The organism is Halobium salinum, from assembly GCF_026586625.1.
GTDB lineage: Archaea > Halobacteriota > Halobacteria > Halobacteriales > Haloferacaceae > Halobium > Halobium salinum.
Genome location: NZ_JAODIW010000007.1, coordinates 49,063 through 69,280, shown reverse-complemented (window position 1 = coordinate 69,280; position 20,218 = coordinate 49,063). Strand labels below are relative to the sequence as shown.

The 20,218-nt window shown below is 59.5% G+C and carries 20 protein-coding genes; 5 read left to right on the top strand and 15 right to left on the bottom strand.

Features of this window, described 5'->3' with window-relative positions:
• Positions 1-495: 495 nt before the first annotated feature.
• Both N5095_RS11855 and N5095_RS11850 read left to right on the top strand, forming a co-directional pair.
• Positions 496-1,419 carry a helix-turn-helix domain-containing protein gene (locus N5095_RS11855; RefSeq protein ID WP_267623091.1) on the top strand — a complete coding sequence of 308 codons (924 nt, stop codon included), beginning with the start codon at positions 496-498 and terminating at the stop codon, positions 1,417-1,419.
• Positions 1,416-2,228, top strand: a complete 813-nt coding sequence (locus N5095_RS11850) for a MarR family transcriptional regulator (RefSeq protein ID WP_267623090.1) — start codon at positions 1,416-1,418, stop codon at positions 2,226-2,228. The genes N5095_RS11855 and N5095_RS11850 overlap by 4 nt, the downstream gene beginning before the upstream one ends.
• A 63-nt stretch (positions 2,229-2,291) precedes the next feature.
• Here N5095_RS11850 and N5095_RS11845 read toward each other — a convergent pair whose 3' ends face one another.
• From N5095_RS11845 to N5095_RS11815, 7 genes are all read right to left on the bottom strand, one after another.
• Positions 2,292-2,621, bottom strand: coding sequence for a DUF8158 family protein (locus N5095_RS11845; RefSeq protein ID WP_267623089.1), 330 nt, complete (start codon positions 2,619-2,621; stop codon positions 2,292-2,294).
• A gap of 9 nt (positions 2,622-2,630) precedes the next feature.
• The gene (locus N5095_RS11840) at positions 2,631-2,987 is read right to left on the bottom strand and encodes a DUF8105 family protein (protein ID WP_267623088.1); all 357 of its coding nucleotides are present in this window, start codon (positions 2,985-2,987) and stop codon (positions 2,631-2,633) included.
• Positions 2,988-3,083: 96 nt separating this feature from the next.
• Complete coding sequence (locus N5095_RS11835; protein ID WP_267623087.1) at positions 3,084-3,425, bottom strand: ribbon-helix-helix domain-containing protein; 342 nt, start codon at positions 3,423-3,425, stop codon at positions 3,084-3,086.
• A 58-nt stretch (positions 3,426-3,483) separates the two neighbouring features.
• On the bottom strand, positions 3,484-4,053 hold the full coding sequence (locus tag N5095_RS11830; RefSeq protein WP_267623086.1) for an amino acid kinase family protein: 570 nt from the start codon (positions 4,051-4,053) through the stop codon (positions 3,484-3,486).
• A complete protein-coding gene (locus N5095_RS11825; protein ID WP_267623085.1) occupies positions 4,050-4,418 on the bottom strand; it encodes a hypothetical protein in 369 nt (122 codons plus the stop codon). Before N5095_RS11825 ends, N5095_RS11830 begins: the two co-directional genes overlap by 4 nt.
• Positions 4,419-4,520: 102 nt before the next feature.
• Positions 4,521-4,856 (bottom strand): DUF7558 family protein, encoded by a 336-nt coding sequence (locus N5095_RS11820; protein ID WP_267623084.1) that lies wholly within the window; start codon positions 4,854-4,856, stop codon positions 4,521-4,523.
• Positions 4,856-5,146: a DUF8069 family protein gene (locus tag N5095_RS11815; RefSeq protein WP_267623083.1), complete on the bottom strand. Its 291-nt coding sequence runs from the start codon at positions 5,144-5,146 to the stop codon at positions 4,856-4,858. Before N5095_RS11815 ends, N5095_RS11820 begins: the two co-directional genes overlap by 1 nt.
• A gap of 135 nt (positions 5,147-5,281) precedes the next feature.
• On the opposite strand from N5095_RS11815, the gene N5095_RS11810 reads away from it, so the two are divergent.
• On the top strand, positions 5,282-5,515 hold the full coding sequence (locus N5095_RS11810) for a hypothetical protein (RefSeq protein ID WP_267623082.1): 234 nt from the start codon (positions 5,282-5,284) through the stop codon (positions 5,513-5,515).
• A 36-nt stretch (positions 5,516-5,551) separates the two neighbouring features.
• On the opposite strand, the gene N5095_RS11805 is transcribed toward N5095_RS11810, so the two are convergent.
• Positions 5,552-6,034: a hypothetical protein gene (locus N5095_RS11805; RefSeq protein WP_267623081.1), complete on the bottom strand. Its 483-nt coding sequence runs from the start codon at positions 6,032-6,034 to the stop codon at positions 5,552-5,554.
• Positions 6,035-6,408: 374 nt separating this feature from the next.
• On the opposite strand from N5095_RS11805, the gene N5095_RS11800 reads away from it, so the two are divergent.
• Complete coding sequence (locus tag N5095_RS11800) at positions 6,409-6,855, top strand: VOC family protein (protein WP_267623080.1); 447 nt, start codon at positions 6,409-6,411, stop codon at positions 6,853-6,855.
• Between the two features lie 146 nt (positions 6,856-7,001).
• Positions 7,002-7,556, top strand: coding sequence for a dihydrofolate reductase family protein (locus N5095_RS11795; protein WP_267623079.1), 555 nt, complete (start codon positions 7,002-7,004; stop codon positions 7,554-7,556).
• Positions 7,557-8,492: 936 nt separating this feature from the next.
• Here N5095_RS11795 and N5095_RS11790 read toward each other — a convergent pair.
• The 7 genes from N5095_RS11790 to N5095_RS11760 form a co-directional block, all read right to left on the bottom strand.
• Positions 8,493-9,998 (bottom strand): primase-associated protein, encoded by a 1,506-nt coding sequence (locus N5095_RS11790; RefSeq protein ID WP_267623078.1) that lies wholly within the window; start codon positions 9,996-9,998, stop codon positions 8,493-8,495.
• Positions 9,995-10,888: a bifunctional DNA primase/polymerase gene (locus N5095_RS11785; protein WP_267623077.1), complete on the bottom strand. Its 894-nt coding sequence runs from the start codon at positions 10,886-10,888 to the stop codon at positions 9,995-9,997. Before N5095_RS11785 ends, N5095_RS11790 begins: the two co-directional genes overlap by 4 nt.
• Positions 10,885-15,084, bottom strand: coding sequence for a hypothetical protein (locus N5095_RS11780; protein ID WP_267623076.1), 4,200 nt, complete (start codon positions 15,082-15,084; stop codon positions 10,885-10,887). The genes N5095_RS11785 and N5095_RS11780 overlap by 4 nt, the downstream gene beginning before the upstream one ends.
• Positions 15,077-17,314 (bottom strand): VirB4 family type IV secretion system protein, encoded by a 2,238-nt coding sequence (locus N5095_RS11775; RefSeq protein WP_267623075.1) that lies wholly within the window; start codon positions 17,312-17,314, stop codon positions 15,077-15,079. Before N5095_RS11775 ends, N5095_RS11780 begins: the two co-directional genes overlap by 8 nt.
• On the bottom strand, positions 17,314-18,363 hold the full coding sequence (locus N5095_RS11770) for a TraC-like domain-containing protein (protein ID WP_267623074.1): 1,050 nt from the start codon (positions 18,361-18,363) through the stop codon (positions 17,314-17,316). The genes N5095_RS11775 and N5095_RS11770 overlap by 1 nt, the downstream gene beginning before the upstream one ends.
• Positions 18,364-18,369: 6 nt before the next feature.
• Positions 18,370-18,756, bottom strand: a complete 387-nt coding sequence (locus tag N5095_RS11765; protein ID WP_267623073.1) for a hypothetical protein — start codon at positions 18,754-18,756, stop codon at positions 18,370-18,372.
• 75 nt (positions 18,757-18,831) lie between these two features.
• Positions 18,832-20,217, bottom strand: coding sequence for an AAA family ATPase (locus N5095_RS11760; RefSeq protein ID WP_267623072.1), 1,386 nt, complete (start codon positions 20,215-20,217; stop codon positions 18,832-18,834).
• Between the last annotated feature and the right edge of the window lies 1 nt (position 20,218).

The window sequence follows — 20,218 nt, the reverse complement described above, 5'->3', positions numbered from 1 at the left end:
GGTCCGTGTCCAGGGCGACGGTCGTGAGCACGGCGAGCCGTGGTGTGGCTCGCCGCGCGGAACGGCCCAAAGCGCTGGAACGCGAAAGCCCGCGAGGGGCGCAACCGAAAACGCGCTTAATGCTGGCGTCGAGACCAGATTCACTTTAGCCCGGAACGGGCGCGGGCGGTGCGGAGAGCGCCCGCATACCCGGAATGGTCGGTCGCGAGCGACGCGGAGGGCGGCAGCGGCGAGCGGGGCGTGCCGTATAGTACCACATCCGTCAACCGATGGGGATCACGAGCCTAGCAACAGACTCCGGGCGGGACTGAAAGGGGCCGGGCGCTCGACGTGCCCCGGCGACGCAAGCACCGCAGGAACGAGGAGCGCAGCGGTGGTCGCGGGATGCCGAGCGGCCGAGGGCTTTCATCCGTTATGCCTATGTCTCGACAGAATCAGCTCTGCGTTGCAAAATGCCGAAGTTATTTATATATTGGTTCGCTAGTACGCAACAGTATGCTCACAGAAGGCGAGGTTCGCGCCCTTACAGCCCTCCACGGTGAGCAGACGGTCTCTGACCTTGCAACGAATCTCGATCGGAGTCTCAGCTACACCTCAGAACTCGTCGAGCGGCTCGAAACGACTGGCCTCGTCGAGACACGCCGACAAGGGAAAACAAAGCGGATTCGACTGTCGGACGCAAAGGCTCTCGAATTACTCACGGATCTCACCCAGCAGTATTCACACATCGACTGGCCGGAGCTGTTGTCAGGGGCAGCCCTCCGTGTGTGCTACTACCTTGACACCCCACGGACCGCGACCGAACTCGCACGCCGCGCCGACGTCCACCGAAGTACCGTCCACCGTACGCTTGCCCCGCTTCAGCATCGCGGAATCGTCTACCAAACCGACGACGGGGCGTACGCACTGAACGACGGCTTCCAACAGCTGAGCGTATTCGCTCGTGAGCTTGCCCATCACGTCCACCGTCAGACTGTCGAAGCACAGACCGACACCTACACGATTCTGTGGGAGTCTCTCGACGAGTTCCTTGTGCAGACGCCGACTGAAGTCATCGACGAACACTTCATTCCGACAGGCCCAGACCAGTTCCAGCGATATGGCCTTCCGCTGTTGGCACGTGACCACAGACACTACCTCTACTCGGCGGCGACGAGTGAGCTCTCCCCGGAGATGCTGTGCTGCCACATGCTCGTGATCGATTCGGGCGCACGAACGCAGTCATACTGTCTGCTCCTGCTCAGTCACGTCGACATCAACCACGACGAACTCCGAGCACAAGCCACTAAGTACGGCGTCGACGACATCGTCGACGACCTCTGCACGTATCTCGACACCAGCGGTGCCCAGCGGACGTCGCGACTCCCCGAGTGGGAGGACTTCCAGGAGCTGGCTGATGAGTACGAGGTGACGCTATGAGGGCGCGATTTGACAGCGCATACATCCGGTCGGAACTCGAGCACATCGGCCAGCAGCTGGACAACTCACTCACCGTCTTCTTGATTGGCGGTGGGTCGATGGCGTTTCGCGGACTCAAAGAGACGACCAAAGACATCGACCTCATCGTCTCCTCCGGCGACGATCTGAGCCAGTTACAGGCGGTGCTCCTCGAGCTGGGATACGATATTGTCCGGGAACCGGACGAAGAGTACGAAGAACTTGGTGCCCAGCGCATCCTCGAGAACGATGAAGGGTGTCGCATCGACATCTTCAACCAGCAGGTGATTGGCAAGCTGATTCTGTCTCCAGGCATTCGTGAGCGGAGCGAACGCTATCTCGATCCTGGGAATCTCGTGGTCGAACTCGTGAGTCCAGAAGATATCTTCCTGTTCAAAGCGGTTGCCGGTCGGGTGGACGATATCGAGGATATGTTCTCGTTGATGCAGACCGGCCTTGAGTTCGACGTCGTCGAAGCGGAACTTGAGACGCAGGTCGAACTCTTGGAGCAAGAGCTGTTCGTGACGTACGTGAACGAAGCGTTGACTGACCTCACCGAACAACACAACGTGACGACACCGTTGCACGACCCCGTGGCGGAGATCACTGAGCGCGTCTACGAGGAGCTCGAAGTGCTGCACGCGCTTGACGAACCGAAATCGATGGCTGACCTGCAACAGGAGCTCGACTGGCCAGCAGCGGACGTACAGGAGATTGTGCGACGTCTGGAAGAGAAAGGCACTGTCACGGTAACCGATGGGCGCGTAGAACGTCGCTCAATGACAATCTGACCGCGATGCTTGATCTGGTAGGAAGGTAAAGTCGAGCGGCCGAGGGCTTTCTGGCGTGAGGTTTCAGTTGTCTAACTTCGCGTTCAATTCCTCAAGGAACCAGCCAGCCGTCGTGCCGATTCGAACGCCATCGATGTTGCGCATATCGAGGTCGACCGTGGCTGTCCGAAACGGGTAGTGTTCGACGAGTACTCGATGGATGACGGTTCGGACGGTGTCTTCGCCATATCGATCGACGACAGTAGCCATGGCCTCATCGAAATGGGCGTCTTGGTGATCTTCACGCGGATTCTGTGCTCGTTCAAAGACGAGTGCGATGACGTCGTCGACCGACGCGTGGACTGGATTCCCCGTACGTTCACGAACGTCGTGGAGGGCATCAGTATCGGTCATGAGTCAAATCTATCCACCGTCGACATCCTCAGGCGAGCCAGACGCAGCAGTCTCGAGACGCCGCTGACGGCGAATCTCTGCGAGAGCATCTTCGAGCGTCGCGAGACTGTCGATTGCCGTGGCCTCACTCATAATATCGTCGAGAAGCACAGCTCGCTCGATAGCGTCGGTATCACCCTCGGTTGTCTCGATCGAATCGATGACCACTGACCGGTCCTCAGTCCAGCCACACGCCCAGCAATTTCGGGCCACGATGATCTGCTCGGCTTCGTCGGCAGCGAGCAGTGCGTCCGTCACTGATGCTGAGAGCGGTTGATCCGGTCCCACTTCCATCGTTACTGGGCCACCACACGCCGGGCACTCCATACCGACACCCAGTACCGCTGTCGCTTTCAATATGTGGCGTCAGTGCCATTCACTCACACGATGTCGAGAGGACTGTCGTGGCGAGACAACTCATCTTCAGAGACCCTCACGCATCCGACCCGTACACTTGATCGGAGGTTTCCTCACGTGCCTCCTCGACAGCTCGTTCGAGATCCCCCGAATCGATGTTCTCGCCGAGCGCAGCAAGCTCGGCGTCGATTTCACTCTCGGACTCGCGGCTCTGCTCGGCCTGTGCCAGCAGGTGCTCAAGCCGAAGCGCAGCGATTGCCGTGTCGTCATTGGATCCCGCAGATGGGCACGGCAGGCTTCCTTGATGAATTCGCTCTTGTTGGTGTAGATCCCCGTTTCATCGAGGAACCGCTCGATCTCAGTGTCGAGCGCAACCGGGAACTTGACGCTGACACTCGCGTAGTTCATGGTAATACCATCGTACTACGGAAACCTAAACGACTAGGTCACTGCCTCGGAGCCGATTTCACTCCAAGAGGGCCAGCAATTGCGAGACATAGGGGCTGTTCTCCCAGCTCCGATGCGGGCTAATCGTCTCGATGAGCGTCCGGGCCTCTTCATGGGTCATGTGGTCGTTGCGAGCGTAATCGCAGAGCAACCGTGGTGTCGGAACGATACGCGGATCCTGCAGAACGGCATGAATGAGCGCGAAATTCGTCCCGCCGAACTCGTCGGTCAGAAACCCGTCGACGTCGAGGGCGTTCGCGAGAACGATGCCGTCGGTTTCACTGTCGTCGAGGCCGAACGTCGGTCGCGATTCGGGCGTGTCGGCTCGCTCATAGGGATCGTCGACCGTGTAGTGGGCGTGAGCGGCGAGGACATTGGAGGCTGCAGCGCCATGGATGTCCTGGTACTGAGCCATGTCACGGAGCTCTGCAACGACTTCTGGTGGGACGGCGACGTCACAGGAGGTGAGGAGATACTGGAGAGGATCCGGAGCGGTGTCGGTGTCGTAGGCTGCGTCGGCACGGGGCACAGCGAGACTAACCAGCGCACTCGTGTCGGCGACGACTGTCCGCAGCCGCGGCCTGCTCATCGCTCGTCGCCGTCCGCAGTTTCTACCGAGGTTGCGTCGTCGCCGTAGATGTCGACGTCAGTGGGCGCAGCGAGATCCAACGGTTCGCCCTCAAGGTCCGCCTTGAGCAGGCGGAGCCGTTGGGCGGTTTCAGCGCCGACCAGCTGCTTGACCGTCTCGAATTCGAGTTGACTGTCGTAGTATTTCGTGGCCACTAGCTCCTGGAACGTCTCGCTGTCGGCCGTCTCGTCGATGTACTCGCGGATGGCCTCGACGAGAACATCGGTCCGGTCTTTGTCGAAGAGGTCCGCGATCGCGTCGAGACGCTCGACGAGGTACTCCGGGGACTGGAAGTGGACCCGTCGGGGCTTGTCACTCGCGCTCATTCTATGTGCAAGTTCTGCACACAGTCGGATAACGGTTCCGGTGTATGCACATAGCTTGCACATCGATACAGAACAATGGTTGAACGGGCTGGTCACCGGTTACTACGACGTGGCCTCACGAACGAGATGCTCGTCGAGGTCGCGCGTCCAGTACGTTGCGAGTCCGCCAGGACTACAGCGGACACAGAGGTGTAGTGTCCCCTCGAGATGCCTGAGTTCCACGCGAAATCGCGTGAGCGCTGCGAGTGTGTCGACGACGAGGCCACACCCGTCACAGGCGTGGTGATTCCGGTCATCAGGGTCAGCCCGGGCTTGGACGGCGCAGTCGACGCAGATCGGATGCGAAACCCGTTCATCTTTCCCCCAGGTGAAGGCGTCACCACTCTCTGACTCAGGAAGCGCATCGCAGAACGCACATCCCGTAAGCGTCTGCTGCATTACGACGTCTCCTCGTCGGCATTAAGGCCAGCCGTCCACCCACGATGGAAGACAGCGAGCTGTCGAATCGAGTCGAACGCTTCGCCGCTCGGTTCGTGAACGAGGACTCGCTGCTCGGCGACCGCCGTCACGACGACGTCGTCGACGAGGTCATTGACGATCTGTTGCGCCGTCGTCTCGTCGATGTCCGCCGTCGACACTCGGGCTGCATCCCGGTCCTGTGCGAGGAGTTCGGTTTCGAGTCGCTCGTGATCGTCTGCCGTATCATCGAATACGTCTGGACCAGTCATGTGAATTTACGCTCCGGCACGCTCGGAGGCGCGCCTCGCGCCTTTCGGCGTCGACAAACTCGGCCGTGGCTGGACCGTAGTGACACGAAGATAGCACCCCAATTGTCAAATCCAGAGATACCGATACCTTACATAATGGAGAATTCGCGGACCCCGATCAACTCCAGTGAGGAAGCCGCGCTCGATCATCTCGAGCAGTACTTTGACAGAGCGGGGAGTGACGAGACGATCACGCGAGAGGACGCCGTCGCCCACCTCATGGATCAAGGCGTCGAGCGTGCCGACGCACGAGCATATATCGAGCAGTTGCTCCTGAAGGGCTATCTCTACGAAGTCAATGACGAACTGCGGCTGCCATCACGACCCTGACGAGGGGTGACGTCCACCGTTCCTCGTTTTCGTCCCCTACAGCCCGACCACCGCGACGGCAACTGTGAGGAGTACGAGTGCAATCCAGGTCTTCGTTGCCCAGAGCCGGCGCCCGACCCGCCGACACAACTGTCGGAGCTGATCTCGGAGGGCTGCACGGCGTTCCACTTCTAGAACGTTGACCTCGTCGTAGTAGTCGCGCCGATCTGCAGGCAGCCTCCGGAGTGTTGTCTGGCACTCGCTACAGGTGTACTCGAACTCCGCCCGGACGTGTTGCCGACGGAACTCTCGCTCACCGCCTTCGTCGAAGCTCGTCACCTCGTACACCAGTAGTTTCGAGACGAAGCGACGTGCCCCGCACTCCGGACACCGATCCATCTCAAGCGTTGGTGTCCCGCCGTCGCTGCTCTCTTCATCTAGCCATCCAGACTGCCGAGATTGCTCGCCAGTATCTCGTGGACTCGCCTGGTTCTCTGAAGACGATGCTGTCGCGGACTCGGAGTTACTGAACGTCGACATGGAATCACTCACTGACTGCACTCAGCTGACCGGTTCCCTCGCACGCCAGGGGTCAATCCGAATGATCACGACTGCTGAGCGCCGTCACCCTTTGTCGGCGCGAACAACAGCTTCGTGGACACACTCTCGATTTCGGGTTCATAGAGAGACTGATACGACTCTGTTGAAATCCTCAGCCGATGACAGATTCGGCGTGCGAGATACAGTTCAAGTGGATATCGACGCCCCGACCTGGGTGGGCGTACGGAGAGCCTGGGACCGCTCCCGCCCGACGTAGTAGACGGGGTCGGTCAACAGTCGCGACGAAACTTCCCGCCTCGCTTCCTCCGTCAGCGAAGCCTATTTGCGCATCCCTCACCTGATTTTCTCGGACTATGGCGATCAAGCGGATGGACAACGTCCTCATCGTAGTCGAGGATCTCGAAGCTGCGAAGGCGTTCTTCGCGGAGCTCGGCATGGAGCTGGAGGGCGAGACGCGCGTTGAGGGAGAGTGGGCGGACCGCGTTGTGGGCCTTGAGAACGTCCAGAGCGACATCGCCGTGATGCGGACCCCCGACGGCAACGGCCGCGTCGAGCTCTCGAAGTTCATCACGCCCGAGGCCACTCGCGACGGGTCCGAGGAACCAGCGGCGAACACCCTGGGGATCCGCCGCATCATGTTCACCGTCGACGACGTCGACGAAGTCCTTGACCGCCTCCGCTCCCACGGAGCCGAACTCGTAGGTGAAGTCGCCCAATACGAAGACGTGTATCGCCTCTGCTTCGTGCGCGGCCCCGAAGGCATCATCGTCGGGTTGGCCGAGGAGCTTGACGGGGCCTAGCGGGTCGTCCCCACGCTCTTGGCGGTCACCGTTTTGAGCCCGAGCATCCCCAGGATCAGGATGCGCAACGTAGACACATACCGTCTGATCGGTTACCGGCCCTTCTGTCGTCCGTATTGAATAGACGCGACGATCAAGAGGATTCCATGGCCAACCTCATCTACGTCATCAACGCATCACTCGACGGCTACATCGCCGACGAGAACGGCAACTTCGACTGGTCAGAGCCATCCGAGGACGCCCATGCCTTCTTCAACGACCACCAGCGATCGGTCGGCACTTCCCTTCTCGGCCGTCGCATGTACGAGACGATGAGGGTGTGGGACGAATTTCTCCTCGACGACCTACCCGAGGTACAACGCGAATTCGCCGAGGCGTGGCGGGATACCGACAAGGTCGTCTACTCGACCACCCTGGACACCGTGCCGGAACCGCGGACCTGCCTGGAGCAGACGTTCGACCTCGAAGTGGTACAGCGCATGAAAGACCAAGCCGACCGCGACCTGTCCATCGGTGGCGCGGGCCTCGCTGCCGAGGCCATCCGGGCAGGTCTGGTCGACCGGTATGTACTGCGCTTAGTCCCGACGATCGTCGGTGGGGGAACCCGAGCCCTCCCCGACGCAGCGCGGGTCGACCTCGCACTCAACACGACACGTCGTTTCGACGACGGCTCTGTCCTCGTCGACTACAGCCTCCGATGACCAAACTGACCCCAAAATAGGCAGCAGGATAGACCCTCAGTCCGATCAACGGAACGGATTACCTTCACCTGTAAATTACACGGGTCTATCTACCAGCCAATCTGCGACCATCGGCCGTGCAAGATATGCGCTCTGTATGCAGCATGGTCGCTGAAACATATCACCATATAAAGATTTCAACAAAGCCACCGACACAAGATTCGAAGGACCCACCGTCGCGTTGGAGTCGTCAGCTGCTCGTTACTCCTGACTCACCGCCGGTCAACACACTGGCTACTAGATGGGGCCGAATTAGCTCTCCTTCCGAATTTATACGCAGTCTGAAAAACCATCTCGCGTTGAATGGAGAACCTCAATTTACCCCTACGCGATCTACATCTGCTGCGCATCATCGATTCGTAGCCCCTTCCCTGTCTCCCTCAATCTCACTCCCCGACTACGGCACCTACTGTGTTATCCACAGCTGATAGTTTTCCAAGTTCCGCCCCTACTTCGACCCTTCCTGAATCCCCTCTTTGCAACACACCGGATTCGCACCTCGTACCCCACCCTTCCTTTGGACGATTTTCGAGGTGCGAATTCCGATTTGGCGGCTGCAGAATTGCATAGGATAACGGAAGCCTGATTTGAGGGCGTTATTTGTTATCTGAAAGCGAGTCTCGGAACTCACGTTGATATATGCAACGTTTGACGGCTGCTATCTGCTGAATATCGGTGAAACGGGAAATCGGTGGGAAAAGGTTACGTATCCTATATGAAAGCAAGTTCCGACGATAAATGAAAACTGAGGGGGTGGAACCGCTAAGACTGCTCAATTACTCACGGAGAAGCCCTCATTCGTATTTGCAACCCGTAGTCCCAAACGTTCTAGAAAGACCGGCGGATGAATAGCTACTCGAACTGACAACAGTGACCGGGTCCGCTCGACTCGGTCAGTTACTGTGAGGGAGACGCTCCTTGGTCATCGATCTGCTCGTACATCTCATCGGGGAAGGGGAGGCTTCCATAGATCGAGTACGGACACTGGTCGCGCCCGATGCAGTACCGCTGCATATCATCATTCGTACAATTCATCGGGAGGGGTATCTCGCCACCGATGTCGTTGTCGAGTTCGTACCGAATCTGGTACTCAGTCACCTCGTCGTCGTACCAGGGCCACCGCGAGAACAAGTCTTTCACGTCGCTGATGAATTCCTCCGTACTCGCGTCCCGGTACTGTGGGAGCCACCACGCCATCCGCACCAGATTGAACAGGTCCTTCCGAACGGGTTTCTTCTCCTGCAGGCGCTCGTCCATCGCTGCCATACAGGGCAACTCGAACAGATCTGCGAGCTCGTCGACGTGGAGGGGTTGCGCACCGTCGCTGTATTCGGTGAGCGTGTACCGATTCAAGCGCGCGTTCTCGACGGTGACGCTCGCGTGATCGCGGTTCCGCGAGAGCACCGTCCCGAGACTTCGCGGCGAAGAAATCGACTCACAGACTCTTCGCTCCCACGTTCGCTTCGGCTCGTATGCGTCAACCGCTTGGTAGAGGTCGCGTGCAGTCTGCGTCTCACCGAGTTGGGCGACATCGTCGTCAGCGGCGGAGACGGCGTTGATGATCGTCAGCAGGTCACGTTTCTGTCGGCTCCAGTTCTCCCATACGCGATGGGTCTGCCCAGCCTGGAAGAACCGGTCGATACGGTCAGTGATCGCTGATTCGTTCGCGGTGAGCCAGCTTCGTTGGTCTGCGGTCAGCGCCTCTTCTTGAACTGCGAGCAGCCGCCCAAAGGCGTCCTCTGTGTACTCACGGTACTTTTCCATGAAGTCCGAGACGGGAACGTACAGATGGTTGTCCGCGACATGTGCTTTGATCTCGCCCTGCTGGTTCTCATCCCCCTCCGAACGAGCGAGGCACTTTCGTGAGGCGGCGACGAGCGGAATTTCGAGGTAGTACCCCTCTCCGAACTCGGGGCGTTCGGTGATGTCCGTACAGACACGCCCCGGATGGACACCGTCCTCACCGGGGTCTTTCGCGTAGAGGGTTTCGGCGATTTCCTGGTGGAGCGACCAGTCTTCGTACTCGCGAACGAGTGAGGCGATATTGTTGACGTAGAGTTCGCGGAGATCACCGAGGAGCGCGAGATGACGGGGTGGCGTATCTTCGAGTTTCGGATGGTCCATGATGCAGACCGCCCCGAGCGTCGTGAGGATGGCAAGCGCGCCCGGGTCATCCACATAGGGGCGCTCCGCCGCCTCCTCCCGTGTGCTTGGCGCGAACGCATCGGTAGTGAACCGCTCGATGTCTGCGAGCATCTTCTCTGTTTGCTGCTCGCCATCGACTGTCCACCGCTGATACCCGCGTTCGAACAGCTGCGTCAGCTGTAACTCGCCCTTGTCTCGTGGGAGTGCTGCAACTCGATACGCCGTGTACTCGTCGTCTGCTGGCGTGTCTCGGCTCATGATTCGAGGAACTCGGGCGTTGCTTCAGTCCGGAAATCGAATCTCGGATCGTAGATCGGCTGAACAACACGCGAGACATCGGCGTGTAGCGAGTACAGCAGCCGCATCACTCGGCGCCGGTCGGCCGTGACGACCGGATCGATGGGAATCTCATATTCTTCGAGGAGCAGGTCGTTGATGACCTCGCGACTTTGCTCGTCGTAGTGGTGTTCGCGATCTGCATCGAGCAGGTAGACGTGACAGCCCTGCCCCGAGTAGACAACCATCGTCTCGTCGGCTGCGAAGTCGTCCTCGAAGATGTCCCGGACGGCAAATCCGTACTCAAGAGCCTGCTCGATATCCTCGAACGCGTAGGGATATCCCTCAGGTGGGCTGTCAAGGACACCTGTAGCACGAAGCTGCTCAGTCCCAACATCGTCGGCTTTCCCATCGGTTGATTCACTGGAAGCGCGCTGTGCCGCGATGTCCTTCGCGTCGATATCGACCGCGAGGACCCATGGTCGCTCCCAGTGATCGAGCGCGTAGTAGACTGCGTCAGGGCGTGGTTCTGGTCGTTCTAGGAGATCCGGGTCTGCGAGCGCGTAGGTACTCCCCTGAGCGGGGTCGTAGCGGGCGGGGTACTGAATGAATTCGACGAGGTCCTCCACCGAGCCGAACTGCTGGATGGTTCGCTCGCCGGAGTTGCTGGTCTGCCAAGTATCGCGGCGGATGAACGACCGATCGGGAGCGTTCTGCTTCCGGATCGGGTATGCCTCGCGGAAGGCGATAGCGTACTGCTTCGGGCCACTGGCTGTAAGGAATGACGGGAGGGCGTCGAGGTGGTCCGGAAACGTCTCTGTGTAGTAGGTGTGGAGCTCCTCACGGGTTGCTTCTCGCCACTCCCCAGTCATGGGTCTTGGTCGACCTCCGTTTTCAGGCTCCGGAACGTATGGAGAGCGTCCATTCCCTGCAGGTCGTGGTCGTTGATCGCCGCGCGAAGCGAACTAATCGTCCGGGTTTGCGTGGACGTCAACGAGATATCGACTGTGTCTGTGAGTGATTCGATGATCTCCAGAATGAGGTCCTTGTCTTCACACGCCCAGACAGCAGCCGCGTCGACGCTCGCTAGCTTCTCGTAATCCGAGAGCAGCGCGTCGGGATTGTTGCTCGGGGTTTCGACTTCCCCTACCCAGACGAGTTCGTCAGCGGCATCGAACCCCGCAACGTCAAATACGACATCCTCCGAATGGTGATGGTAGACGGCCGTGCGAGCAACGTCTTCCTGCTGGGTGAGCCATGCTTCGAGGAACACAACGCCAGCCTTGTGTGGCGTTTTCTCACCGAGATCACCGATACCAGGGCTGGTATCGAGTGACCGATCGAGGAACCGTCGCCCAGCGGGGAGGACCGTATAGTACGTCTGCCAGAACGACCGGTGCTCTTCGATGAACTCCTTCTCTTTGAGCGTCTCGAGGTCAAGATTAGAGAATGGCTCTTTGAGCACGGTCATGCTCTCCAGCAGCGAATACTCCTCGATCTGGTGGTTCATCGCATCCAGTACGAGCCCGAGGAAGGCGGCCTCATCACGTGTGATGCCTTCCTCGCGGAGCGTCTCATCCGGAATGCTCGTCGTGGCGTCCTTGAATCGGGTCGATGGGGACACCTCCGGATTCTGATTCTCCTCTGGTCCTGGTGGGTGCTCTGACCCTCCGTTGGAAGCAGAGGACTCCTCAGTAGATTCATCGAGTGATGCGAAGTCCTGAATCGTCACCTCGATGCCGTACGATTCAGCGTGCTCGGTGATTGTCCCGAGTCGAGTGAAGAGTTCACTGGATGTCGAAGCGGTGGAGCGAGCGCGCTTGGCGGCAACGAACACATCGTCTTTAGACGCGAATTGACAACACGCACTGGCCTTTCGCTCTTCGGACGTGGGATATTCAGAGCCACAGACATCACAGACGTAGCACTCGGTGTCCGCGTCGTAACTCACGTGCTCGGGCAGCGAATCTCCACTGGTCGTCTCCGCCGAATCCGCTGTCTCTTCATCGCCGTTCATGGTTTGAATTTCTGAAGCCTCGCTGCGCTCCTCACGGTGTTCTGACGCTGCCTGTCCCACAGCCGAGAGTTGTTGGCTTCCCTCGGATTCCTGTGACCCGTCTGCAGTAGCGCCGAACATGGGCGCACTCCCGATGTCTCGCTCGTCACTCGATGAGGTGCCTGGGGCATCCGCTGTGTTCGTTGCCTCGTCCTTCGCAACGACGCCTGTGTCGTCGCTCTCGCCATTCGCACCGAAGAATGGTGCATCCGATGGGCTGCCGCCGTCGGCGGCTCCAGCGCCCGCTGTACTCGCGCTCGACGATGCCACGTCTGCGTCGGTGTCCTCGCCGACCTCGTCCAGCGTCTCCCGAACTTCCTCGCGGGCAAATTGATTCGTCCGGCCCGGCAAACTGCATTCGTCCTGCGTTCGCCGCATCACCCGGGGAATCTGCTGTTCCTCGAAGAGATGCCGGTCGTCACCCGACAGCGGCGCATCGCTCTCGGGATGGCCGTCGGGAATCGGTAGCGATGCAAGTGAGAACGGCGCCGGGCCGGTCTGGCCGAACTGTGGACTCGGTAGCTGGACGATCCACTCACCGGCTGGCAGGCGGCTCACGCGATTCCGGAACTCGGTCGTATTCAGATTCTCGTGGGCCATCGACTCGGCGAGCTTCGCGTCCGTCGCGATATTCCCGATGAGCTTCGTCTTGACGTTGTTCAGAATCTCCGTGTACGCCCGGTCCGACGTGCTGTACTGCGCGACCTGCTCGGGGTACTGCAGGATCAGACCGAGACTCACACCGAAGGCTCGCCCCTGGGGGATGAACTGCTCGTAGACCAGCGAGGAAGTCGTGACAGCTGCCGCCTCCTCGATGATCATATTCACAATCGAATCGTCGGCGTCGCTCTCGCTCTGACGAGCCCCACTGTTCAGCGACCGCCCAGCGCCACGACGGCCCTGGACGGCGTCCCAGAGATTGCTCAGCAGGATCATCGTCAGGGCGTGCTGGGATTCGGCGCGGAACTCACCAAGGTCGAACAGGATGACTGCGTCGTCGTCGACGAATTCGCGGAAGTCGAAGGCGTTCCCGACGTACTCCTCGGCCTCGTCGTCCCACTCGGGGACGTGGGTGAACATCTGGTAGAGATGCTCGTGCTCGACGATCTTGTCGAGGCGATTCGCTGCGGCCCCCATCGTCTGCTGGAACTGATGGTCGTCGACCTGGCACTTCTGAACCAGTGACTGTTCGATATGCGCGTTCGCTTCGCAGAGTTCGGGGAGCGTCCGGTCCCGGCTCATCCGGAACACAGCCTGAATCAGGTCCTCGAGGCTGAACGCGTCCTGGCCGTACTCCCGGTCGAACAGCGCCTTGATCAGGAAGGTGAGAATCTCGTTGGCGACGTACGCCTGCTCGTGGCGTTCCTCACCGAGAATGAGCCGCATGATCTCGTGGAAGTGCTCAACCTTGTCCTGAACGGCGTCCTGGCGGGAACGCCCCATCGCGAGTGCGGGGCGAATATCGAAAAACGAGACCGCCGGCAGGGTATCTGGCGCGTTGAAATAGTAGACGTCGTCCAGGTTTCCGTTCTTGGCGTAGTGGGCGTGGAGATAGTTCTCGGCCATCCCATCGCCCTTCCCTTCGAGGAGGACGGTCGGGCCGTCGACGTGCTCGTGGAGTGAGAGCATCTCGGTCTGCACAGCTGTTGACTTCCCACTCCCGGTCGACGCAGCCCGAATGTAGCTCGTCGTCAAGAGGTCCGACGGAATACGAATAGGTTGGTCCAAGGATTCGTTCCGGTTCCGGAGGGGCTTCCCCACTGTCATGCCTGTTCCGGCGAACTCATCGAGGAGATCGGGATCTGGGAGCGGTAGTGGCTGGCGGAGTCGCTCTTTCCCGCGAGCGCCACGCGAGCCCTCGGTGGTCAACGTCTGTGCGCTCGGCACCGCCACGAAGTTCGCGAGTTCATCCGCGTTCAGAATGAGCTGGGGCCGGCGCTTCCCCATCGAGGACTGGTTGAACGAACGGTTGACCAATCGGTTCAGTTCTTTCTTGGCGGGGTCTCGAAGGTTGGTCAGGCTCTTTGTGACGCGGCTCCCGTCGAGATGGTAGAAGTACCCATCCAGGTGATTGAACGCGTTCGCCAGCGTCTCGATATTGTTCGCCGCCTGTGCTTTGACTGCCTCATCTGGCTCGTTCGAGAGGACGGCGACAGTCCGGACGTTCACGAGAAACGTCTGTGAGGGTCCCTTCTGATCGATGAGCGCCTGTCGGGAGGCGACCTCTCCGCTGGCTGCACTCGACGTCTGCCGGGTGCTCTCACCGACGTGTGGCGGGTCACGACCGCGTCGGCGATCTCGAATCCGCTCTTCGTCGGCCCCGTAGACCATATCCGCCAGACTCGTTCGAGCGGACTGGAGGGCACCGTCGTGTTTCGTCTCGATCTGCTTTTTGCGACCTTCAGCGAACTTCTGCCAGCTGCTGTACCGTGTGAACAACACTTGCAACGCGGTGGGGGCTGTGGCCTCTGTGAGTCGTTCAACGGCCGTCGCGAGTGGCGCTCGTGCTGGGTTTCCCGAACTGGTGCCTTCCTCTTGGACCTGCGAGTACTGCTTGATCGGAGTCATCCAGTCGCGGCTCCGCTCACCGACGCCGCTCCAGCGAGCGGCGATTGGCGTGCATTCAGAGAGTGACACCTCCTGATCCTCTGTGTCGGAGTCCTCTGCCGGGAGTTGGGACTCCTCCTCGTCGGTATCTGGACGACAAAGTTCTGCGGGGAGGTCAACCGTCTCCTCGTAAATCTCGTAGCTGGCTGGGTACGCAGTCTGCAGCTCGGATTCGACCGTCGGCAGCATCTCCTCGTCGTCGACGCCGAGATAGAACCGTACCGGCGCGTCTTCGCCTTGGGTAAGTGCGAGGAACTCGAATGTGGGCGGGCTCTTCCGTGGGTCGTATTTGACCTTCCAGCCGGTGCGGAGCTTCCGCAACCCAGCTAGTCGGGACACGATATCGGCCGAGTCGACGCGTTCCCGCGCTGGTTCGATGCGGACGTAGCGACGAGTCTCAGTCATCGGCCTCTTGCGGTGCTGTCGAGACACCGGCCTCAGCGAGCAGTGAGTCCGGGATGTCGTAGTCGTCGACGCGGCCTTCTTCGGCGAGATACTCGACGTCGCCAGCGTCGATGTATCGCTGGTCGACGAGATACTCCCACGGGTCGAGGTCGTCATCGAGGACGTGGATCTCGTAGTCGTTCACGTGGAGGGCGAGCGACTTCGTCCAGTCATTCACCGCGAGTAGGCACTCCGAGTAGCCGCCGTCTTCGCCGGTCTGCGCGGTCGCGATGAAGTTCTGCTCGGAGGGTGTGAGGCCGTGAAAGTCGATCATTGCGTCGCTGACCGACTCGTGGTGGAAGATTTGCTTGATGTCGCAGAGGTTGTAGACGTTCCGCGCCTTCTCGACGGCCTCCTCGGACTTCTTGTCGGACTTCGCGATGAACTCGTCGACCGTCTGGGAAATGAGCGTAATCGCCGTGTTGAAGTGCCGACTGTGCCGGATGAACAGGTCGATCATGTCCGTCGTCGCCGCTCGCCGCAGGAGGTAGTGTGCCTCGTCGATGGTGACCTGCGTACGTCGGTCACTGCTCTGGGCACGCTGGTAGATCCAGTCGAACATGACGTGCATGAACAGCGGTGCTTGGCCGGTATCGGCGAACATCGACATGTCGATGACGACCAGCCGGTTGTCGAGTTCGACGTTGGTTCGCCCGTTCAGATTGTCGTTCTCGCCACCGTGCTGGAACGCTTCGAGACCGAGGAGGAGTTGGTAGGCGTACTTCTCGTCGGCCTCTTTGAATCGCATCTCCAGCTGTTCGATCTCCGGGCGAACGCGCTCCTCGTTTGCATCCTCGTGAAGCTCGATGAACTCCGATGGTCGGTCGCCGTCAGTGAGCGCGTGGAGGATGTCGAGGACGTCCTGCATCGTCGGACTCGTGTTCTCGTGCGTCACCGGGTCGGGGGTAATTCCGTACTTGAGATAGGCGAGACGGACAGCCCGCCGGAGGATACCCTCCTGTTCCTTGCTCAGCGACTGGTCCGCGACCGCCGAGAAGTGCGTACGGAACAGCTCCATCACGGAGCGGAACTTCTTCTTGAACGGGTCGTCGGCGACGTCGTCGATGCCGCGCCGGATTTCGAGGGGATTCACGGTGTTCTGCCCACCGAAGCGGATGACCTGGCCGCCGAGGTCGTTCGCGAAGTCGACGAAGTCTCCAAGCGGATCGAGGACGAGCATCTCGATCTCGGGGTCCATCATCAGCCGATGGTACATCTCGTGCTTCTCGGCGAACGTCTTCCCCGACCCCATCTTTCCAGCAATCGCCTTCGAGTACGACGAGAGCCGATAGCGATCGAGCAGAACGGGCGTGTTCGTCCCATCGAAGCCATAGAAGACGCCCTCGGGGTCAGCCACGGCGGGCTCGATGAACGGGAACATCGTCCCCACGGCGGTCTCCTGCATGAGTTGGGTGGCCTTGATCGGGTCATCACCCAGCGGCGCGAGTGCGTCCTGAGATTCGATCTGGCGTTTGTCGAGCGTGACCGCCTCAGCATTCGCGGCCCCAAGCGTTTCGACGACGCGTTCGGTGGCGTCATCGAGTTCTTGTTCGGTGTCGGCGATGATCTCGATGTAGATCGCGAAGTCGAAGAGTTTCGTCTCCCCGAGGATGATATCCCAGATGAGGTCTTTGACCATGTCGCGGTCGGCCTCAGCCTCGTGGGTGTCGGTCTGGTTCTTCTCGTGTTTCTTGTGGAGACGGGCTCGCAGCTGTGTGAGGCGTTTCTGGAGTTTGCGGAGGACTGACCCAGTATCGCGAGGCTCGATGTGTTGGGTAACGCGGACGTGGTCGTTCGTCGTGTACAGGTTCTCGAGCCACCCGAGGGGAACGCGTTCGGGATAGCCGTGGATGGTGAGGGTGCGGACGAACTGGTCGTTGCGAACCATATACCCCGACTCGAAGAGGTTCGAGACCTCCTGGAGTTGGCGCGGAGCGATGACATCCCGGTCGGCAAGCGTCTTCTCGGTCTCGTCCTGCACAATGCCGAGCCGGAGTTCACCCTCGTCGACGTCCTCGACCTCAAGCAGGTACTCGGCTTGTTCGCGGATGTTCTCCTTCGTGAGGTCGTCCCCGTTCGCTTCGAGGATCTCCGCAGCGCGGTCGAAGGTCTCGTCGTCGATGTCATCGATGCTCGGCTCGCTACTCCCCACGGGAAGCCACGAGCGAAGACGGTCGAATCGTCCCGCCATTAGTGCTCACCCTCCGTTTTCGTCGCGTGTGAGAACTTCTCGAACTTCGGGTCGACGTGGTTGTAGTAGTGATAGAGAATCTCCATCGTCTCCTGGCGGTCGGTGACGCGTTCGATGGAGACGTCCGTCCGGCCGAGTTTGTTCGTGATTCGGCGCTGGCGCTGCCGGACTTCGCGGATACAGAGTTCGGTGCGGGCCTCCTCGTGGGAATCGCCCAGTGGTGTTCGATCGACGATCCCCGAAAAGACCGTCCCGATGACCGGAAGCGTCCCGAGCTGACTCAATACGCTTCCTGTATCGAGGTCCTTGTGGACCTGGTCGGCGTCGACCCGCGTGACGATGTAGAAATCGCGCTGTTTGAGGTCCTCGTCTTCGATATTGGTGTTCGCCCACTGGATGTAGAACTTGCGTCCGTACTGGAGGATGGGCGTCTGACCCCGCGAGGCCATGCTTGCACCGGCTGTGTAGAAGCGTTCGAGATGCCCCGTCAGGTCGAAGGTCTTCGGATAGCAGGGCACCGCAACGCTGGACTCCAGCGACATCAGGAACGACATGTATGCGCTCATCGTGTCACGTTTCGCCTGGTCACTGAGCGAGAGCCAGTTCTGGGGGTGGACTTTCAGCAGTCCGATGTAGCTGTTCTCGTCGACGGCGATGCCGTCGTCACGAACGTAGTCAAAGCCGAGTTTCTCTTGAGTGGTCGTAGACTCGCCGAGTCGATTCTCGAGGTCGAAGTGGTCGCGAGCCCGAGCCCGTTCGCGAGCGGTCGGGAGATCCTCGTCGATGTCGTCGAGGAACTTATCGAGTGCGCGGAGGACTTCGAGGTCGGACTCGGGCGCTCCGTTTTGAGTCGCCGCGGTCGGCTGGGTACCGTTCTGTGACTCGGAACTCGGCGTCGAGGTGGAATCGTCCGCCGATACACTCGTCGTCGATTGTCTGGTTGAACTATCGGATGCAGCGTTCCCGTTCGTTGTCTCGTCTACGTCGTGTTCCCCATCGCTGTCGGCGGTTGTTCCGTCGGTGGTCTCGTCGGAGGAGGCAGAGCCCATGGGTGGTCACCTCGATTCGGTCTCCTGCTCGGCTTCGATCGTTTCGACGTCAAGGCCCTCCTGCCGGACGCCGACGACGTCCTGGACGACAGGCGTCTCTGCCTCTGTTCGAGTGCGGCGGTTGTAGTACGAGTTCGATGAGAGATAGTAGTCTGCGGCGGCCCGGGCGTAGCTGATCGGTCGCTGGCCAGCGGGCGCAACGAGGAGGATGAGGATGCCGAGTGTGAGACCGATGCCGCCAGCAATCAGGAAGAGCGTGCCGGTGAACCCGAGGCTCTGGGCGATGCCGAGGGCGAGGAATGGGATGATGAGGACCTCGCCGACTTCGCGGGCAGTGAGACCAAATACCAACTTCGTGTTGATGATCCGGCCTGCGATGGGGAAGGTCTCCATGTGATTATTTCCTTACTAAGATAGATAGTTAATAGTTTTCCCGGGATATCGGTTTTCTATAGTATTCGTGATTTGTTAGGTATTTGTGTCCGTAGAGGGATCCGGAAACGATTCGTGAAGATCATCGAGCGTGATTGCCTCTGCATCACGCTCGGCGGCATGCATTGCGGCGTCGTCGACGATCCCCACGATGTCAGCACTACTGAGTTCCTCTGAACGGTCGGCTAGCTCTTGGTAGTCGTCTTCGTCGAGTGCGGTCGGAAGTTCGCGGAGTCGAACGCGGAAGATCGCCTCACGAGCGTCGTGGTCAGGGAGGCCGATTTCGTATTGCTGGTCGAAGCGTCCCCGTCGTGTGGCGGCCTCGTCGAGGAGGTCGGCTCGATTCGTCGCTGCAATTACGAGGAAATTTGGCTCTTCGTCGTCCAGGTGCGCGAGGAACTCGTTGACGACCTGGGCGTGCTCACGATGGAGCTCGTTTCCGCGACCAGCGAGCAGCGCATCGATTTCGTCGATGAAGATGACGCACCGGTTGAACTGCTCGGCCTCGTCGAACAGCCGGTTGACCTGCTCGGTCGACTCGTTGATCCACCGGGATTTGATATCGCCCGCAGATAGCTCGAGATACGGATGGCCGAGTTCACCAGCGATTGCTCGGGCGAATAGGGTCTTCCCGGTTCCGGGTGGGCCGTACAGGAGAATTCCATTCGGTGGGGAGACGTTAAACCGCTCGTAGGCTTCGTCGATTCGAGTCAGAGGTCGGAGGACAGATCGCGTAATTTCTTTCTTCAGCTCATCTTGGCCACCGACGTCCCGATACCCAACATTTGGAGCGGGTTTCCAATCGTACTCGAGATCACCAAGAGTAGGGCGCAGTTGGTCTGAATCGTCGCTGTGCTGAGGAGCTTTATGCTTAGCATGCTTTGTGGCCCTGGGAGCAGACGAATCCAGTTCATCAGTTTGAGCCGTCTCTGATGGCGAGGATTTTTCTTCGATATTGTCCGTAGCAGTGCCGAGACTCGTCGAGATCATCAAGGGGATGCACGCAATCCAACTGAGACCCATAAGCCACAAACGGTCAAACATAGACGAGACTCGAAGTGGAGCGAGGGTTTCTGCAAGTGACGTCCAGCTGTTCTCCCAAGCCGGGAGGAACCATACAGCTGTTAATACAGCTGACCCAATGAGAATCCCAAAGACCCAATCAATATCTGCACTTTTGGTGTTCTCGCCATGCATTGGGTAGATCGCTCCAGTCAACAGAGCTGCAGTAAACGAAGGGAGCATCCAGATGGCTGGAACACCTAAAAGAGCGGCCACTCCTCTAACCGAAGAGGGAGTATTAGCGACGACCCAGATGACCCCAAGTGGGGCCAGCACATAGTTTGCTGTAAAGAGACCCGTTGAGAGAAGCTCCACAACTACCTTCCTCAGAAGATCTCCAATCCTCAGTGTTCCAATCATC